Below are 15045 nucleotides of genomic sequence, written 5' to 3'. Positions count from 1 at the left end.
CCGCGAATAGCTTCAGGCAATGATGAGGAGCAACCTCATGCGCAACAGAATCCCACCGCAGACCACGCCCCGCGACGGCGGAATATCTCACCCAGTTTCCGAACGGCGGCACCGGCGCGTCGTGGCGCGGCTGCTGTCGGCTCTTGTTGCGGCAGCCCTCACCGCCGCAACGGGCACGCCGGCCCAAGCCGTTTACAACGGGAGCAGGGCGGACTCGGACACCTATGCGTGGGCCGTCAAGGTCCAGCTGGCCTACCCGGAAGGAATTGCTTCCTGTACCGGGTCCCTGATCAAGAAGGACACTGTGGTCACGGCGGCGCACTGCATCAGCAACAACGGACGCAGCCCGTCCGCCATCGACGTGACATTCCACTTCGGCCAGAAACGCTCCGCATACACCGTCGGGGTGGCAAGTGCCGTTGCCTCGCCGCACTACAACCCCGCGCTGATCAAGGACGACATTGCCCTGCTCTTCCTGCAGTCTGCCGTCTCCGAGCCCACCATTGAACTCGCCTCCACGCCGGCTCCCGTCGGGGCGGAAGTGACCGTGGCCGGCTACGGCTGCACCGGGGACCCGTTCAATGCTGCAGAACCGTGCGACCCGGCGCGCCGGCTTATGGAAACCCAGCTCACGGCAGTCCCTGCAGAGTCTTGCCCGGACATTGCGGGACCCTGGCAGTTCTGCACGTTTTCGCCGCACACCACAGCCAACCGTGGCGACAGCGGTGGTCCCGTCATCTGGTCCGACCACGGTGAACAGAAGTTGGTGGGTGTAACGAACGCCATCGAACTGCCGCCGTCCCCGGCCTACCTGAACCTGTCAGCCTCGGTTCCGTACGAGCTGGACTGGATCAAGGCTACCGCCGGCCTGCGCTGACCGTCTTGAGGACGCCGCGAACCGACATTCCCACAGCACACACCACCGGAACCAGCCCCAGCAGAACGGCGAGCGTGTTGGCGCGGAACACCACCGTGCCCTGCGCGTTCTTCGTGTAGGCGCCCAGCGGGAGGACGAAGCCGCCGCCTCCGCCGCCTTCCGCACCGCCAGCGCCTGTGGAACTGCCTGCGCCAGCGGTGCCGGAGTCACTGCCCCCACCGAACCCGAAGGACACCAGCGCCACGGGAACGAGTTCCTCACCGCCGACCAGCACCGGAGCGCCGTAAGCCCTCGCCACACCTACGTTCCTGAATGCCTCCACGAGGGAGGAAAATGCATCAGCCATGGACCCACAGTAGGGACCAGGGCCAGGCAGCGGAAGGGCCTCGGGTCAGCTCCCCACCCGGAGGCGTTAAACCATGGCCTGACGCCACTCCACGTGCCAGTATGTTGTGAACCAGGGGCTGCATGGCCCCCGCCGGACAGGAGGCGCCGCGGTCATGGGCTACGTCGATGATTTCAGGGAGGTCGGCAGGAACGACGTCGCGACGGCGGGCGGCAAGGGCGCCGGACTCGGCGAGCTGGTTCGGGCGGGCCTTCCCGTACCGCCGGGATTCCTGCTCAACACGGCCGCCTACGAGCTGTTCGTCCGGAGCAACGAGCTGGCCGAACGCATCCAGGAGCACGCCGCCTTGCCGCCCTCCGCGAGCGCAAAGGACTACGAGGACGCTTCGGCGCAGATCCGAGGGCTGTTCGCCGGTGGAAGGATGCCGGACGCGATAGCAGCCGCCCTCCGCGACGCTTATCACCAGCTGAGGCCCGGCACGGAGCTGAGCCCCGGCACGGACTCCCGCCCAGCCCTTGGCGAAGGTGCGGAACCTGCGGTAGCGGTTCGGTCTTCCGCCACGGCCGAAGACCTCGCCTCGGCCAGTTTCGCGGGCCAGCAGGACACGTATCTCAACGTGCGGGGCGCCGACGCCCTCATGGAGGCGGTCATCCACTGCTGGTCTTCCCTCTGGACCTCCCGCGCGATGGCCTACCGTTCCCGGGAGGGCATCCGGCCGGACCAGGTCCGGTTGGCAGTCGTGGTCCAGCAAATGGTGGACGCGGACGCCGCGGGCGTCATGTTCACCGCCAACCCCGCCACCGGACGCCGCGACCAGATCGTGATCGGTGCCGCCTGGGGGCTGGGCGAATCCGTGGTGAGCGGAGCCGTTTCCACCGATGACATCGTCGTCGACGCCGCGACAGGGACGGTGGTTTCCCGGCGGACAGCCGACAAGGAGGTCATGACGGTCTACGCCGGCCGGGGCACGCGGGAGGAGCCCGTACCGGCTTCCCGCAGGCATCAACCGGTGCTGGACGATGCCGCGGCGGCCACCCTGGCGGGCTACGGGGCCCGCATCGCCCGGCACTTCGCTTCCCCGCAGGACATCGAGTGGGCCCGGGTGCGCGGCGAATTCTTCATCCTGCAGTCCCGGCCCATCACTGCGCTGCCCGAGCCCGCCGGGGAAACGCCGCGGGACTGGAGCGTGCCCTACCCCAAGGGGCTGTACTTCCGGGCCAGCATCGTGGAGCAGCTGCCCGATCCGCTCTCGCCCCTGTTTGCGGACCTGATCGACGGCTCGGTCTCGCGGTCCCTGAACGCCCTGATGGATGAAGCGTTCGGCAAAAGCAGCCTCCGCACAGGCGATCTGGGCCTTCCCGCCATCAACGGCTACGCCTATTACTACTACCGCACGGCGGCTTTATGGCGGCTGATGGGAAAGACGCCGGCCCTTGTCCGCGCCCTCATCCGGGGCGAAGCCCACATGGGCATCCAAGGCTGGCGTGACTATTCGCACCCGCGCTACGTGCGTGTGGTGGAGTCCTGGTCGGCAAAGCCCGTCGCCGACCTCACCGGGCAGGAGCTCCTCGAGGGGGTGTCGGCCCTCCTGGATGCCGGAACCGTGTACTACACAGCAGTCCAGTCCATCATTCCGATCGCGACGTCGAGCGAACTGGCCTTCCAGAAGTTCTACGACAAGTTTGTCCGGCAGGACGGCGATCCGCCGGCGCCGGCGTTCCTGCTCGGCTACGACAGCGAACCCATCCGGGCGGAAAAAGCACTCTTCGACCTGGCCGCCTGGGCGCGCACAGTCCCGGGGCTCGCAGCGGCCATCCTGGGGACGCCGACCAAATCCCTCGCCCGGGCGCAGGTTTCGGGCACGCCTCCGGTGGAGATGGATCCGGGGCTGTGGGGGCAGTGGGAACACCGGTTCCAGCTCCACCTGGACCACTTCGGACACACGGTTTACAACCTCGACTTCCTCAATCCCGTGCCGGCGGACGACCCGTCCCCCCTGCTGGACACACTGAAGTTCTACCTGCGCGGGCAGGGCAACGACCCCCACCGCCGGCAGGCGCTCGCTGCCGGCCGGCGGGAGGACAGCACCGAAACAATACTTTCCCGGCTGCACCCGGCCCGCAGGTCCGTCTTTGTGCGTTTGCTCCGGTGGGCGCAGGGGGCGGCGCCGATCCGCGAGGACGCGCTCGCCGACGTCGGACTCGGTTGGCCCCTGATGCGGCGCATGCTGCGGGAACTGGGGCAGCGGCTGGCAGCCGCCGGACTCATCGCCGACCCAGGCGATGTGTTCTGGCTTCGGCACGGGGAACTCAGCAGCGCCGTCGAATTCGGCCTTGCCGCTGCCAGCAGCCCGGCGGCAATCACCGGTGCCGACCGGCCGGTCCTCGCGGAGGCAGTCGCGGACCGCAAAATGCGGTGGCGGGGTCAACGCAATGCGTCAGCGCCGCAGATGCTGCCCGAGATCCGGTGGCTCCAGAAGTCCCTCGCCGGGATGATGCCGGAAGGGTCCCAGGACCAGGAAGGGAACACCATCAGAGGCGTGGGTGCCAGCCAAGGGCGGGTCAGCGCTCCAGCCCGCGTGCTGGCCGGTCCCGAAGACTTCTCCCGGATGCAGCCGGGGGAGGTTCTGGTGGCCCGCATCACCACTCCCGCCTGGACCCCGCTGTTTGCCATGGCTTCCGCCGTGGTCACGGACGTTGGCGGGCCGCTGAGCCACGGCTCCATTGTGGCCAGGGAGTATGGCATCCCGGCAGTGCTGGGCACCGGGGTGGCGACCCGCCGGATCGCCAGCGGACAGCAGATAGAGGTCGACGGCGGCGCCGGCACCGTGACCATCGTTCAGCCCGTGCGGGATTAGCCTTAGCTGCCGGACGTAAATTCTTCCGCCATCTGTTCGTCCGACTCGGCGCGGAGGAGCCGGGACAAGGGGCTCCCGGCGCTGAACGGCGGCAGCGCCGCACCGATGAGGAACAGCGTGACGTCCGCGTCGAACAGCAATTCCACCACGTCCAGGAACTGCTGCCACTCCGGCGACCCGGCGGGGGCGGGCGGCGCCGGGACGCCGTCAATTACCCATTCCGGGTAGCGGGCGGCCAGGGCGGCGAAATCCCCGGCGGCAACCGGCGTGCCGGTAAGGTGCCGGAAGCCGATCCACAGCAGGCCACCCTCAGCGCTTTTTACGGCCAGCGGGTGCCCGGAAACCTCCAGGGTCCGCTGCTGGCCAGGGGCGGGGACAAACAGCCCGACGGCGCCCAACTGCTTGGCGGTGCCCGGAACGAGGACGCGGCCGGGGCGCACCCGCGGCTCGCTTCCAACTGCTGGATCGGACATACCCGCGGCTCCTAGAGCCAGCCCTTCCGTTTGAAAATGGTGTACATGAGCCCTGCGGTTGCCGCCATCATGACGATCGCCAGGGGGTAGCCGAAGGCCCAGTGCAGTTCTGGCATGTGGTCGAAATTCATTCCGTAAACCCCTGCCACGAAGGACGGGGCGAAGAAGATGGCGGCCCAGGAGGAAATTTTCTTGACCTGTTCGTTCTGCTCGGCGCTCGCCTCGTTCTGCCTGTTGGCGGTCAGGGTTCCATCCAGGGTCAGGGCGTTCTGGAGGATGTCACGGAAGGAATCTGCGCGGGAAATGAGCCGTTCCACGTGGTCTTCAACGTCGCGGAGATGGTGCTGCAGGTCCGTGTCCACGTCGTATTTGTCGAACCCGCGCTTCAGCAGCTGCATCATTTCCGGGAGCGGATGGATGGCCCGCTGGAACTGGATGACTTCCCGGGCGAGTTCATAGATGCGGCGGGAGACGGCGGAGTCCCCGCTGAAGAGCTGGTCCTCGATTTCGTCGATGTCGTTTTCGAGTCCTGCTACGACGGGGACGTAGTCGTCCACCACCTGGTCCATCAGGGCGTAGAGCACGGCTTCCGGACCGTGCCGCAGCAAATCCGGCCGGTCTTCCAGCCGCCGCCGTACCTGAGCCACTCCGGCCGTTTCGGCGTGCCGGACCGTGACCACGAAGTTCTTGCCCGTGAAGACGTGGAGTTCGCCGAATTCCACCGTTTCGGTGTCGTCGAGGTACCGCGCCGGGCGGAGCACGGTGAAGAGGACGTCGTCGTAGCGCTCCAGCTTGGGCCGCTGGTGGGCCGAGATGGCATCCTCCACCGCGAGCAGGTGGAGTCCAAATTCCCGTGCCACGGAGGACATCTCGGCCTCGGTGGGCCGGTAGAGTCCGATCCAGGCCATGCCGCCGTGATCCGCAAGGGTCTCAAAGGTCTGCTCAAGGTTATGCGGCTCTGCGGTGCGGCGGCCGTTGACGTACACAGCGTTGTCGATGATGGTCACGAGCCATTATCCCAGTCACTTGCGTGTGGAGGCCTCCGCCCCGCCCTGGGCGAGCCGGCTGATGAGCGGCTCCGTCCGGTAGGGGATGTGGGTGTGCAGGGCGAGGACGGTTTCCGTACGGATGACGCCCTTGATCCTGAGGATGGAGCGCAGGGCCGTTTGCAGGTTGTGGGTATCTGTCGCCACCACGCGGCACCAGACGTCGCCGCGCCCCGAGATCTCGTGGACTTCCAGGACTTGCGGCAGGAGGCGCAAAGCGCCCACGACACCGTCGAGTTCCCGGTGGCTGACTTCGATCGTCACGAAGGCGACGACGTCGTACCCCACCGCCTCGAGGTCAATTTCCCGTCCGCCGTCGTGTAGAAGGCCGGAACGGAGCATCCGGCGGACCCGCGACTGCGCCGTGTTGCGGGCGATGCCCAGGGATTCGCTGAGTTCGCCGATCTGGACCCGGGGATCACGGATCAGTTCCAGCAGGATTTTCAGGTCCGTGTTGTCCAGGCTGTTCAAATGGTCACTCCGGTTCACGTTTACAAGGCATCATTGACTATTTTGATCAATCTTGGCACGAATGTTGGTTGCCTGGGTCATGCGTGCCCCATTCTGTAGATATCAATTCTTTGGCCCGGCGCGCGGCCGTTCCCACAAGGAGCAGACCGGCGCCGGCACTGCAGGCAAGGGCACGCACATGACTGTCTTCAGCGAACTCCGCATGCGTCCGGCCACAGCCGGAAGCCGGGCATGGGACGCTTCCACCACAGCGAGGCTGGTGATGGCCGGCGTCGTGATTTTTACGCTCCTCGTTGGCGCGAACCTTGCGACCCCGCTGTACCCGCTGATCCAGGCGAACCTGGGTCTTGGGTCCTTTGGAATTACCGTGGCTTTTGCGGCGTATGTCCTGGCGCTGGTGTCCACCCTTATGCTGGCCGGGCACTGGTCCGATCACATCGGCCGCCGGGCAGCGCTGCTCCTCGCGGTGATCATCGGGCTGGCCGGCGGAGTGGTGTTTGCCAACGCGGACAGCCTTGTCGCGCTGTCCGCCGGACGTGCCCTCCAAGGCGTCGCCGTGGCCCTTGCCACGGGTGCGAGTTCCGCGGCGCTGCGCGAACTGCTGCCATCCCGCCCCGACTGGGCCTCCCGGTTCACCCTGCTGGCCTCCGCCGGGGGAGTTGCCGCCGGACCGGCCATTGGCGGAATTCTGTCGCTGCTGCCGGGACCGACGTCCACGCCGTACTACCTTCACTCCTTCGTCCTCATCGCCATGTTGGTGCCCCTCTATCTCCTCAAGGCGCGTCCGGCGATCAAGTCCGTTGCTGGTCCGCAGCCACTCAGGGTCCTGGCACCCCGGCGGCCTTCCGTTTCGCGCGAAGCCCGGGGGGCCTTCTGGCTGGCCTCCGCCGTCGGCTTCCTCAGCTTTAGTGTTTTCGGCTTTTGCCTTTCGCTGGCTCCGGGCTACTTTGCCCAGATTGTGGGCGCCGATTCGCGTCCCCTCATTGGAGTGCTTGCCGGGTTGACGCTTGGTGCCTCGGCCGTGAGCCAGCTCCTGGCCGTGCGCGGGAAGTACGTGGTGCCTGCCGGCCTTGCGGTCCTTGCGGTGTCGGTGCTCCTGATTGCCGCTGCCGCCGCGTGGAGCAGCCCGTGGCTGCTCATTGCTGCGAGCCTCGCCGCGGGTGTTGGCCAGGGGGTGGCCTTCCGGACCGTGTTCAATGATGTGGCCGGAAAAGTGGAGGCCTCCCGCCATGCGCAGATCATCAGCACCGTTTACGTGATCACCTACCTCGGCAGCGCCCTCCCGGTGATCGGGCTGGGACTTGCGACGGCGGCCTACGGGCTGCAGGCGGCAGTGGCCGGCTTCGTGGTGCTCTGCGCGGTCCTGGCCTTCGCCCTCTCTGCCGTGACACTGGCTGCTGCAGTCCGCCAGCCGGCCTGAGCAGCAGCAGTCCGCCCGCCGGCCTGAATGGCCCCGTGCCACGCGTCCGCGGCCAGGCAGACGCTGCATGGCATAGTTGCAAAGGAACGCTTGCAAAGGATTCGTTGCAAAGAAACCCTTGCAAAGCTTTCTTTGCAAGCGTAGTTTTGAGGTATGAAGAGTTCACCCGATGCGGCATCAGCTGCAGCCACCACCGCTGAAGGCGCAACGGATCCGGACCTGCCGGCCGGGCAGGAGCTGCCGTTCCCGGTTCGCCGCGTCGACACCGCATCGCTGAAAGCACTCGCGCACCCATTGCGCGTGCAGATACTCGAGATGCTCTCCCGCTACGGTGCCCAGACGGCCTGCAGCCTGGGTGAACTGCTCAACGAGTCCAGCGGGTCCACGAGCTACCACCTGCGCCAGCTGGCGAAGCACGACTTCGTCCGTGAAGTGGAAGGCAAAGGCACGGCACGGGAGCGCTGGTGGGAGCGCCCCCGCGGAGCCATCCAGATCACGTCGCCGGAGTTGGCGACGTCACCGGCGACCGAGGAAGCCTCCCGGCTGGTCACCCGCGAGTTTGAACACAGCAGGCAGGCCGTCCTCGCGGACTTCATGGCACACGGCAGCGAAAGCCTTCACGCCGAATGGCTTCACGCCGCCCTGATCAGCACGGCAAATGCGAGGCTCACGGCGGACCAGCTGGCGAGGTACACCGGCGCCCTGGAAGCCTTCGGCCACCGCCTGCTGGAGGACATCAGGAACGAGGGCGAGCAGGAAGGCGCCCGCCCGGTCCAAATTCATCTCAATGCCTTCCCCATCCTCGGCGTTCCCGCATCGGCCGGCAGCCGCGGCCGTAGTTCACGGAATCAACAACCAGCAAGTCCTGAAAGGAACGTGCCATGAGCGCATTGTCCGCCACCGGTACAACTGCCTGCGGCCCATACCGCCGGCCCACCGTCGTCGAGTCGGCTGCGGCCGCGTTGGGCGCCGCACTGGTCCGCTGGGCCGAACGCCGGCGGGTTATTCTCTCTGACTGGGCAGTCCATGAGCGCGAGGCAGCGCTCCGCCGGGAGCAGCTGGATGTCCTGCGAAGTGACATCATGGGCGCCGCGCATTCCGGGCTCTACATCTGGCACTGAGGCCAGGGCCGGCGCCGGCAAAACAGGCGCTCGGAGACGGGCGCCGGGAACCTGGGGCCCCAAAACAGGCGCTCGGAGACAGGCGCCGGGGACCTGGGCCGGCTCAGTCGGGCAGCGGCCCGTGGTTGCCCGGGATGTGCTCGAACACCAGCGTGGTCTCGGTGTGGCCCACCACGGGATCGGTTGCGAGGTTGTCCAGGACCCAGTCGCGCAGGTCTTCAGTGGTCGCCACAGCAATGTGCAGCAGGTAGTCCACCGAACCCGAGGTGTGGAAGGTGGACAGCACGGCCGGAAGCCGGGGCACCCTTGACGTGAACCGGTCGATTTGTTCGCGGTCGTGGGCGCGGAGCCGCACAGCGATGAGGGCCTGGACGGACCTGCCGATGGCGGACAGGCTCAGTTTCGCTTCGAATCCCTGGATGATGCCGCGTTCGGACAGCGCTCGGGTGCGCATGAGCGCCGTGGACGGGGCAATGCCCACGAGCTCGGCCAGCTGCTTGTTTGAGATCCGGGCGTCGTCCACGAGGGCCGCCAGCAGCCGCTCGTCGATGGCGTCCAGCGGCTCGGTTCCGGCCCCGAGCCGAATATTCTTCGCACCGGTACTCACAGCGCCTCCTCAAAGTGTTATGAGTTCATCATAAACTCCGGTTTCCGACAGTTCCATTCGTTTGGCCTGTGAAACTCCGAATTATTGCCAGATACTTGCCGGATTCAATGGCGAATAATTCAAAAGGAGTCCCGTGCTTTCTCCCGATTCACTGGCTGTCCATGCAGGCCGGAGCGGCCTGACCGAACAAGGCGTGCATGCCGTGCCGATCGACCTGTCAACAACTGCACCGCTTCCTTCAGTCCACGACGGAGGGCAGGCGTACGAACAAATGGCCACCGGCGGGATGCACCGGGAAGGCCAGAGCACCGTCTACCAGCGCCTGTGGAACCCCACCGTAGCCCGCTTTGAGCAGGGTGTGGCCCTCCTCGAGGGCGCCCCGGAAGCGGTGGCCTTCGCCACCGGAATGGCGGCCCTGTCGGCCGTCCTCCTCGCAACGGTGGCTGCCGGAAACAAGCACGTGGTGGCGGTCCGGCCCCTGTACGGCGGGAGCGACCACATCCTCGCTTCGGGCCTCCTCGGCACCGAAGTGACGTTCACGACGGCGGACGGGGTGCGCGCGGCACTGCGTCCGGATACGGGACTGGTGATTGTGGAGACACCCGCCAACCCCAGCCTGGAGCTCGTGGACATTGCGCAGCTAGCCCGTGACGCTGACGGCGTCCCGGTTCTGGTGGACAACACTTTCGCCAGCCCGGTCCTCCAGCAGCCGCTGGCTCACGGCGCCGCCCTGGTGCTCCACAGCGCCACCAAGTTCCTGGGCGGACACGGGGATGCCATGGGCGGGGTGGTGGCGGCTTCGCCGGAGTGGACCACCAGGCTGCGCCAGGTCCGTGCGGTGACCGGCGGCATCCTGACTCCCTGGCCGGCCTACCTGCTGCACCGCGGCCTGGCCACACTTCCGGTACGCGTCCGGGCGCAGCAGGCAACCGCACACAAGGTTGCTGCAGCCCTTGCCGGGCACGGACTGGTGAAGGCGGTCTATTACCCTGGGCTCCCGGAGTGCGACCCGATGGGCCTGGTGGGGACGCAGATGTCGGGCCCAGGTTCGCTGCTGGCGTTTGAACTGGGCAGTGCCGAACACGCAGAGAGGATCCCGGCGGGGGTCCGGATGATCACCCACGCCGTGTCGCTAGGTGGCATCGACACCCTCATCCAGCATCCGGCCGGCCTGACGCACCGGCCCGTTGCCTCCGACGCGAAGCCCCATGCCAGCCTGCTCCGGTTGTCTGTGGGGCTGGAGGACGGCGCGGACATAGTCGAAGACCTCGTGCAGGCGATCGAGGGCACGCGCTAGCCGGCCTGCTTCCCGTCCCCGGGGCCCTGCTGCCCGGGGCCCCTCTGTACGGCGCCCTGCTCTCCGGGGCCGGACGCTGGGTGCACGACGGCGGTGATCACCGCCGTCGTGCACGCCAGCCCGATGACGGTCAGGGCCAGCGCCGTCCAGCCAAACGACTGGAAAACCAGGCCGCCGGCCCACCCGATGGCACTGGAGCCAAGGTAGTAGGCCAGGTTGTACAGGGAGGAAGCTTGCGCACGGCCCGTTGTGGCGATTCCTCCGGTCCAGCCTGCCCCGATGCTGTGAGCCGCAAAGAAGCCTCCGGTAAACACCAGCAGGCCGGCGAGGATCAGCACCAGCACCTGCGTCAGTGTCAGCGCCAGACCAGCGGCCATCAGCAGGATGCCGCCCAGCAGGATGGTCCGGCGGCCGAACTTCAGCGTGAGCCCGCCGGCCAGCCGCGACGTCACCGTCCCGGAAAGGTACGCCACGAAAATCAGGCTGATCACGGTGGCCGGCAGCCCGAACGGGTCGCCGGACAACCTGAACCCGAGGTAGTTATAGACCGCTACGAACCCGCCCATGAGCAGGAACGCCTGCACATACAGGGCCAGCAGGCGGGGATTGCGCAGATGGCCGCCCAGCGTCCTCGCCGCCCCGCGGAACCCGCTGGCACGTGCGGGCGTGAAGCCTCGGGCCTTGGGCACCAGGACCAGGAACAGGACGGCAGCGGCCGCGGCAAGGCCGGACACGGCCAATGCTGCCGCCCGCCAACCCCAGAGCTCTCCCACGGGACCTGCAACGAGCCGTCCCGCCAGCCCGCCCAGCGTGGTTCCTGCGACGTAGGTCCCGGCGGCGAGGGCGGCGTGCGCCTTGTGGACCTCCTCGTTCAGGTAGGCAATCGCGATGGCCGGTATCCCGCCCAGTGCCATGCCCTCGAGCAATCTGAGGCCCAGGAGGACGGGAAAGGTGGCGGCCAGCGGAGCCAGCAGGCCAAGGACGGTCGCGGCCGAAATGCCCAGGGTCATAGCCCGGACGCGGCCGATCCGATCTGCCAGGAATGACCACGGGATGACCGTGATGGCGAGCCCCACCGTGGCCAGCGAGATAGTGAGCGCCGCTTCGGCCGCCGTGATCCGCAGGTCCGTGGCCATGATCGGCAGCACAGCCTGGGTGGAATAAAGCTGTGCGAAAGTTGCCACCCCGGCGAACGCCAGGGCCGCCAGCAGCCGTCGGTAGGCTGCCGAGCCTTTCGGGTGGCCCGCCCACGGCCCGGATTGTGACGTGTCCTGCGTTGACAGCATGTGCATAGTGCCAGCCTAAATCGGCTGATGGCATGCTTCCAATGCATGATTTACATAGAATAGATGCTGAAAACGGATCAATCTTTGGGAGGCCCCGATGGACATCGAGCACAAACAGCTGTCGCAGCTGCTGCCGTTGCTTCCGGTCCTGTCCGAACTGGGGCGGACGCAGCACGTCACTGAAACAGCGGAACTGCTCGGCATACCGCAGTCCACCGTCAGCCGGGCCCTCGCCCGCGCCAGCGCAGTCGTGGGCACTGAACTGCTGATCCGCGACGGCAGGGGAGTCCGGCTGACGCCGGCGGCCAAGGCATTGCTGCCCTACATCGACGCGGCCCTCAACGAGTTCCGCACCGGGCTGGACCTGGTGCGGCACGAATCCGAGGTGGTGCGAGGCCGGATCGCCGTCGCGTTCCAGCACACCTTCGGCGAGGCGACGTTGCCGTTGCTGATCAATGCCTTCCGCCAACGCCACCCGCAGACCGCCTTCGACTTCAGCCAGGGGGCACGTGACGGCTGCCTGGCCGAACTCGCGGCCGGGACCGCTGATCTTGCCCTGACGGCACCCGTCGCCGCGGCGGGCCGGGGCGTCGGCTCAGCCGCCCTGTACCGGGAGCCGCTGCGGCTGGTGGTGCACCATGAACACCCTCTGGCCGGCCGGAAGAGCGCCCGGCTCGCGGATATCAGACAGGACCCGTTCGTGGCGATGGGGCACGGCTACGGCATGCGCTCGCTGACGGACACGCTGTTCCGCGAAGCCGGGTTCCGCCCGCGCATGGCCTTCGAAAGCCAGGATTCCCATACCGTCCGCGGGCTGGTGTCCGCGGGGCTGGGCGTCAGCATCCTTCCGCCCGGCGGGCTGGCTCCGGGCCGGACGGTCAGCCCGCACACCGGCAACCTCGGCTGGGTTGAGGTTCCATTGGAGTCCGGACTGGCGTTCCGTGAAATCGGGCTGGCGTGGCGCGAACGGCGAGGCGGCCAGGAGGCCGAGCCGGACCAGGTCAGGCTGTTCCGGGAACTGGTCCTGACCGAGGGCCCGGAACTGCTGGCAGGACTCATTCGGGCACGTTCGGAGGTCTGACCGGCACGGGCTTGGTGGATGCGCAGGCCGCACATTGACTTCACCGCTGGGACACGATCCCGAAGTACAGGAAGGTCAGGAAAGCGAGGATCCCGCGAGCAGGCCGGCCATGATCACCGGGACCGGACTGGCTGCCGCCTGCCGCCATCCGGTTCCCGCCCAAAGGTTCAGCCTCTCCGGATCGCCCGCTGCTGCCGCCGCCGCTCGGATCGGCGCGGTGAGATGGTGGATGGCAGGGTACCCCTCCGGTGCGTCACCGTGGTCCCGGACGAAGGCATTAACCAGCGCCCGCGCCTGCCTGCCGGTGAACGCACGGGTCATTCGTGTCCCGCTAAAATCGCGGCTGGCGAGGGCGTCCTTGTGAAGCTGGCGCGCACCGCTTTCGTCACTGCGGAGAAAGGCCGTGCCCAGCTGGGCCGCGGTGGCGCCGGCGGCCAGCACCGCGTCGACGCCGGCGGAATCCATGATCCCGCCGGCCGCCACCAGGGGAACGTCGACGGCGGTGCGCACCGCCGTGAGCAGCTCAGCCGTGGTCGCGGGGCCATGGGAGTCCGTCGGACCTGCCGGGGCCAGGAAGGCCCCGCTGTGGCCGCCCGCGCTCCCGTGCTGGACCACCAGGATGTCCGCTCCCCGCTCCACGGCAAGCAGTGCTTCGGCCGCGCTGGTGACAGTGGCAAGCAGGGTTGACCCTGCACGCTTGAGCGCCTGAACTTCGGCCGGTTCCGGGAGGCCGAACGTGAAGCTGACAAACTCCACGGGATCCGCCAGCAGGGCGTCGATCTTGTCCTGCCAGGCATCATCGTCGTCGAGCCGCAGCCCGGGAAGTGCTACTCCGTAGCGCCGGGCGTCCGTCTCGAGGCTCCGCCGGTAGTCCTCAAGCTGCCGCCGGACGCCGGCGGGCGGATCGAGCTGGGACCGGTCGGGGACGAAGAGGTTCATGCCGAAAGACGCCCCGGCGGACCGGACCTCGCGCATGTCGGATTCCATCGCCGCCGCGGTCTTGTAACCCGCCGCGAGGAAGCCCACACCGGCCGCCAGATGCACGGACTCCACGAACCGGGGCGTCGATGTGCCCCCGGCCATTGGCGCCGCAATGATCCGTGTACCGAAAATGGCGCTCGTCATGCCCTGCTCCCTCTAACGACTCAGTAGTCTGTTCACGTGACTAATTCTGACAACTTGCCAGCAACGGATTCTGTTCCTTCCACCGGCGGGCTCCAGGCAGCGCCGGGCGCGGCGCCGTCGGTAGCGGGTCCCGCCGGCGGGACTGCCGCCGTGCCCGGCGCCGTGATCGGCCTGGACATTGGCGGAACCAAGACGCGCGGCGTCCGCTTCGAAAACGGACAGGCCGTGGCCGATGAATCCGTCGGCAGCTCAAACGTTCAGAATGTCAGCCGCGAAGAAGCGGCACGTCACCTGTCAGAGCTGTTCGCCAAGATCGGCGGCGGGGCTGTTGCGCAGGTCTACGCCGGGGCGGGCGGAATCGACACGGACGAGGACGCAGCCGCTCTGGCGGCCCTGATCGCTCCCCATGTTCCCGGCGCGAAGATCACGGTGGTCCACGACTCCCGGCTGCTGCTGGCCGCCGGCGGGGCGAGCACCGGCGTTGCCGTCATTGCCGGCACCGGCTCCGCAGCCTGGGGCAAGAATGCCAGCGGCGAGGAAGCCCGTGCCGGCGGCTGGGGTTACCTGCTCGGGGACGAAGGCAGCGGCTACTGGCTGGGCCGTGAGGCGGTCCGGCACAGCCTCCGCCGCATGAATCAGGGCCTGGAACCCGACGAACTCACCACGGCACTCCTGCAGTCCTGCGCGATCGATGACCCCAACAAGCTCATTGCCCTTTTCCATTCGCCGGATACGGGCCGCCGCTACTGGGCGCAGCGGGCCCGCCTCGTGGTGGAGGCGGCGGACGCGGGGCACGCACCCAGTCAGGCGCTTGTTGAACAGGCAGGCCGGGATCTCGCCGGGCTGGCCGCCCAGGCTCTGCGGAAACTGGGCATCAAGGGACCGGTGATCCTGGGCAGCGGGCTCGGCATGAACGTGGCGAGGCTTCAGGAGTCCTTCAAGCGCAGCCTTGCCGCTGAGGGAGTGACCGATGTCCGGGTCCTGGAGCAGGATCCCGTGTTCGGAGTCCTGCAACTGGTGGCCGAACAAGGCTAGCCT

At 67.5% G+C, this 15045-nt stretch carries 15 protein-coding genes; 8 read left to right on the top strand and 7 right to left on the bottom strand.

Translation table 11 applies throughout. The features are described from left to right. Nucleotides 1-37: 37 nt before the first annotated feature. On the top strand, nt 38-877 hold the full coding sequence (locus tag ACSQ1X_RS14530) for a S1 family peptidase (protein WP_436058166.1): 840 nt from the start codon (nt 38-40) through the stop codon (nt 875-877). On the opposite strand, the gene ACSQ1X_RS14525 is transcribed toward ACSQ1X_RS14530, so the two are convergent. Next, the gene (locus tag ACSQ1X_RS14525; RefSeq protein WP_436058165.1) at nt 858-1223 is read right to left on the bottom strand and encodes a hypothetical protein; all 366 of its coding nucleotides are present in this window, start codon (nt 1221-1223) and stop codon (nt 858-860) included. The two genes, ACSQ1X_RS14530 and ACSQ1X_RS14525, sit on opposite strands and share 20 nt — an antisense overlap. Before the next feature lie 154 nt (nt 1224-1377). Here ACSQ1X_RS14525 and ACSQ1X_RS14520 point away from each other — a divergent pair, with 154 nt between their 5' ends. Further along, a complete protein-coding gene (locus ACSQ1X_RS14520) occupies nt 1378-4080 on the top strand; it encodes a PEP/pyruvate-binding domain-containing protein (RefSeq protein ID WP_436058164.1) in 2703 nt (900 codons plus the stop codon). 2 nt (nt 4081-4082) lie between these two features. On the opposite strand, the gene zapE is transcribed toward ACSQ1X_RS14520, so the two are convergent. Genes zapE through ACSQ1X_RS14505 form a run of 3 tightly spaced genes read right to left on the bottom strand, consistent with a single transcriptional unit; the run spans nt 4083 to nt 6070 of the window. Then, entirely contained in the window at nt 4083-4553 is a 471-nt protein-coding gene (gene zapE, locus ACSQ1X_RS14515; protein ID WP_436058163.1) for an AFG1/ZapE family ATPase, read from the bottom strand. 11 nt (nt 4554-4564) lie between these two features. Then, nucleotides 4565-5560 carry a magnesium/cobalt transporter CorA gene (gene corA / locus ACSQ1X_RS14510; protein ID WP_436058162.1) on the bottom strand — a complete coding sequence of 332 codons (996 nt, stop codon included), beginning with the start codon at nt 5558-5560 and terminating at the stop codon, nt 4565-4567. Between the two features lie 15 nt (nt 5561-5575). Then, entirely contained in the window at nt 5576-6070 is a 495-nt protein-coding gene (locus tag ACSQ1X_RS14505) for an Lrp/AsnC family transcriptional regulator (protein ID WP_436059343.1), read from the bottom strand. Between the two features lie 178 nt (nt 6071-6248). Here ACSQ1X_RS14505 and ACSQ1X_RS14500 point away from each other — a divergent pair, with 178 nt between their 5' ends. From ACSQ1X_RS14500 to ACSQ1X_RS14490, 3 genes are all read left to right on the top strand, one after another. Next, nucleotides 6249-7490: an MFS transporter gene (locus tag ACSQ1X_RS14500; protein ID WP_436058161.1), complete on the top strand. Its 1242-nt coding sequence runs from the start codon at nt 6249-6251 to the stop codon at nt 7488-7490. Between the two features lie 153 nt (nt 7491-7643). After that, complete coding sequence (locus tag ACSQ1X_RS14495) at nt 7644-8375, top strand: ArsR/SmtB family transcription factor (protein WP_436058160.1); 732 nt, start codon at nt 7644-7646, stop codon at nt 8373-8375. Beyond that, entirely contained in the window at nt 8372-8611 is a 240-nt protein-coding gene (locus tag ACSQ1X_RS14490) for a 2-nitropropane dioxygenase (RefSeq protein ID WP_436058159.1), read from the top strand. The genes ACSQ1X_RS14495 and ACSQ1X_RS14490 overlap by 4 nt, the downstream gene beginning before the upstream one ends. Before the next feature lie 103 nt (nt 8612-8714). On the opposite strand, the gene ACSQ1X_RS14485 is transcribed toward ACSQ1X_RS14490, so the two are convergent. Then, nucleotides 8715-9218 carry an Lrp/AsnC family transcriptional regulator gene (locus ACSQ1X_RS14485; RefSeq protein ID WP_055796818.1) on the bottom strand — a complete coding sequence of 168 codons (504 nt, stop codon included), beginning with the start codon at nt 9216-9218 and terminating at the stop codon, nt 8715-8717. 133 nt (nt 9219-9351) lie between these two features. Between ACSQ1X_RS14485 and ACSQ1X_RS14480 the strand changes: the two genes are divergently transcribed. Beyond that, entirely contained in the window at nt 9352-10515 is a 1164-nt protein-coding gene (locus ACSQ1X_RS14480; RefSeq protein WP_436058158.1) for a trans-sulfuration enzyme family protein, read from the top strand. Here the strand turns inward: ACSQ1X_RS14480 and ACSQ1X_RS14475 are convergent. Further along, the gene (locus ACSQ1X_RS14475; RefSeq protein ID WP_436059342.1) at nt 10512-11801 is read right to left on the bottom strand and encodes an MFS transporter; all 1290 of its coding nucleotides are present in this window, start codon (nt 11799-11801) and stop codon (nt 10512-10514) included. The genes ACSQ1X_RS14480 and ACSQ1X_RS14475 overlap by 4 nt on opposite strands. Nucleotides 11802-11898: 97 nt before the next feature. Between ACSQ1X_RS14475 and ACSQ1X_RS14470 the strand changes: the two genes are divergently transcribed. Beyond that, entirely contained in the window at nt 11899-12882 is a 984-nt protein-coding gene (locus tag ACSQ1X_RS14470; RefSeq protein WP_436058157.1) for a LysR family transcriptional regulator, read from the top strand. Nucleotides 12883-12957: 75 nt separating this feature from the next. Here the strand turns inward: ACSQ1X_RS14470 and ACSQ1X_RS14465 are convergent, their stop codons facing one another. Continuing rightward, nucleotides 12958-14007, bottom strand: a complete 1050-nt coding sequence (locus ACSQ1X_RS14465; RefSeq protein WP_436058156.1) for a nitronate monooxygenase — start codon at nt 14005-14007, stop codon at nt 12958-12960. 36 nt (nt 14008-14043) lie between these two features. Between ACSQ1X_RS14465 and ACSQ1X_RS14460 the strand changes: the two genes are divergently transcribed. Next, the gene (locus ACSQ1X_RS14460) at nt 14044-15042 is read left to right on the top strand and encodes an N-acetylglucosamine kinase (protein ID WP_436058155.1); all 999 of its coding nucleotides are present in this window, start codon (nt 14044-14046) and stop codon (nt 15040-15042) included. Nucleotides 15043-15045 lie beyond the last annotated feature (3 nt).

Source organism: Arthrobacter sp. LjRoot78 (assembly GCF_964254335.1).
Lineage (GTDB): Bacteria > Actinomycetota > Actinomycetes > Actinomycetales > Micrococcaceae > Arthrobacter.
The sequence above is the reverse complement of the archived record's forward strand: the minus strand, read 5'-3'. Positions and strand labels throughout refer to the sequence as shown.

Coding starts and splice junctions, on each gene's coding strand:
- ACSQ1X_RS14530 (WP_436058166.1), top strand. CDS start 38: ATGCGCAACAGAATCCCACCGCAGACCACGCCCCGCGACGGCGGAATA.
- ACSQ1X_RS14525 (WP_436058165.1), bottom strand. CDS start 1,223: ATGGCTGATGCATTTTCCTCCCTCGTGGAGGCATTCAGGAACGTAGGT.
- ACSQ1X_RS14520 (WP_436058164.1), top strand. CDS start 1,378: ATGGGCTACGTCGATGATTTCAGGGAGGTCGGCAGGAACGACGTCGCG.
- zapE (WP_436058163.1), bottom strand. CDS start 4,553: ATGTCCGATCCAGCAGTTGGAAGCGAGCCGCGGGTGCGCCCCGGCCGC.
- ACSQ1X_RS14500 (WP_436058161.1), top strand. CDS start 6,249: ATGACTGTCTTCAGCGAACTCCGCATGCGTCCGGCCACAGCCGGAAGC.
- ACSQ1X_RS14495 (WP_436058160.1), top strand. CDS start 7,644: ATGAAGAGTTCACCCGATGCGGCATCAGCTGCAGCCACCACCGCTGAA.
- ACSQ1X_RS14490 (WP_436058159.1), top strand. CDS start 8,372: ATGAGCGCATTGTCCGCCACCGGTACAACTGCCTGCGGCCCATACCGC.
- ACSQ1X_RS14475 (WP_436059342.1), bottom strand. CDS start 11,801: ATGCTGTCAACGCAGGACACGTCACAATCCGGGCCGTGGGCGGGCCAC.
- ACSQ1X_RS14470 (WP_436058157.1), top strand. CDS start 11,899: ATGGACATCGAGCACAAACAGCTGTCGCAGCTGCTGCCGTTGCTTCCG.
- ACSQ1X_RS14465 (WP_436058156.1), bottom strand. CDS start 14,007: ATGACGAGCGCCATTTTCGGTACACGGATCATTGCGGCGCCAATGGCC.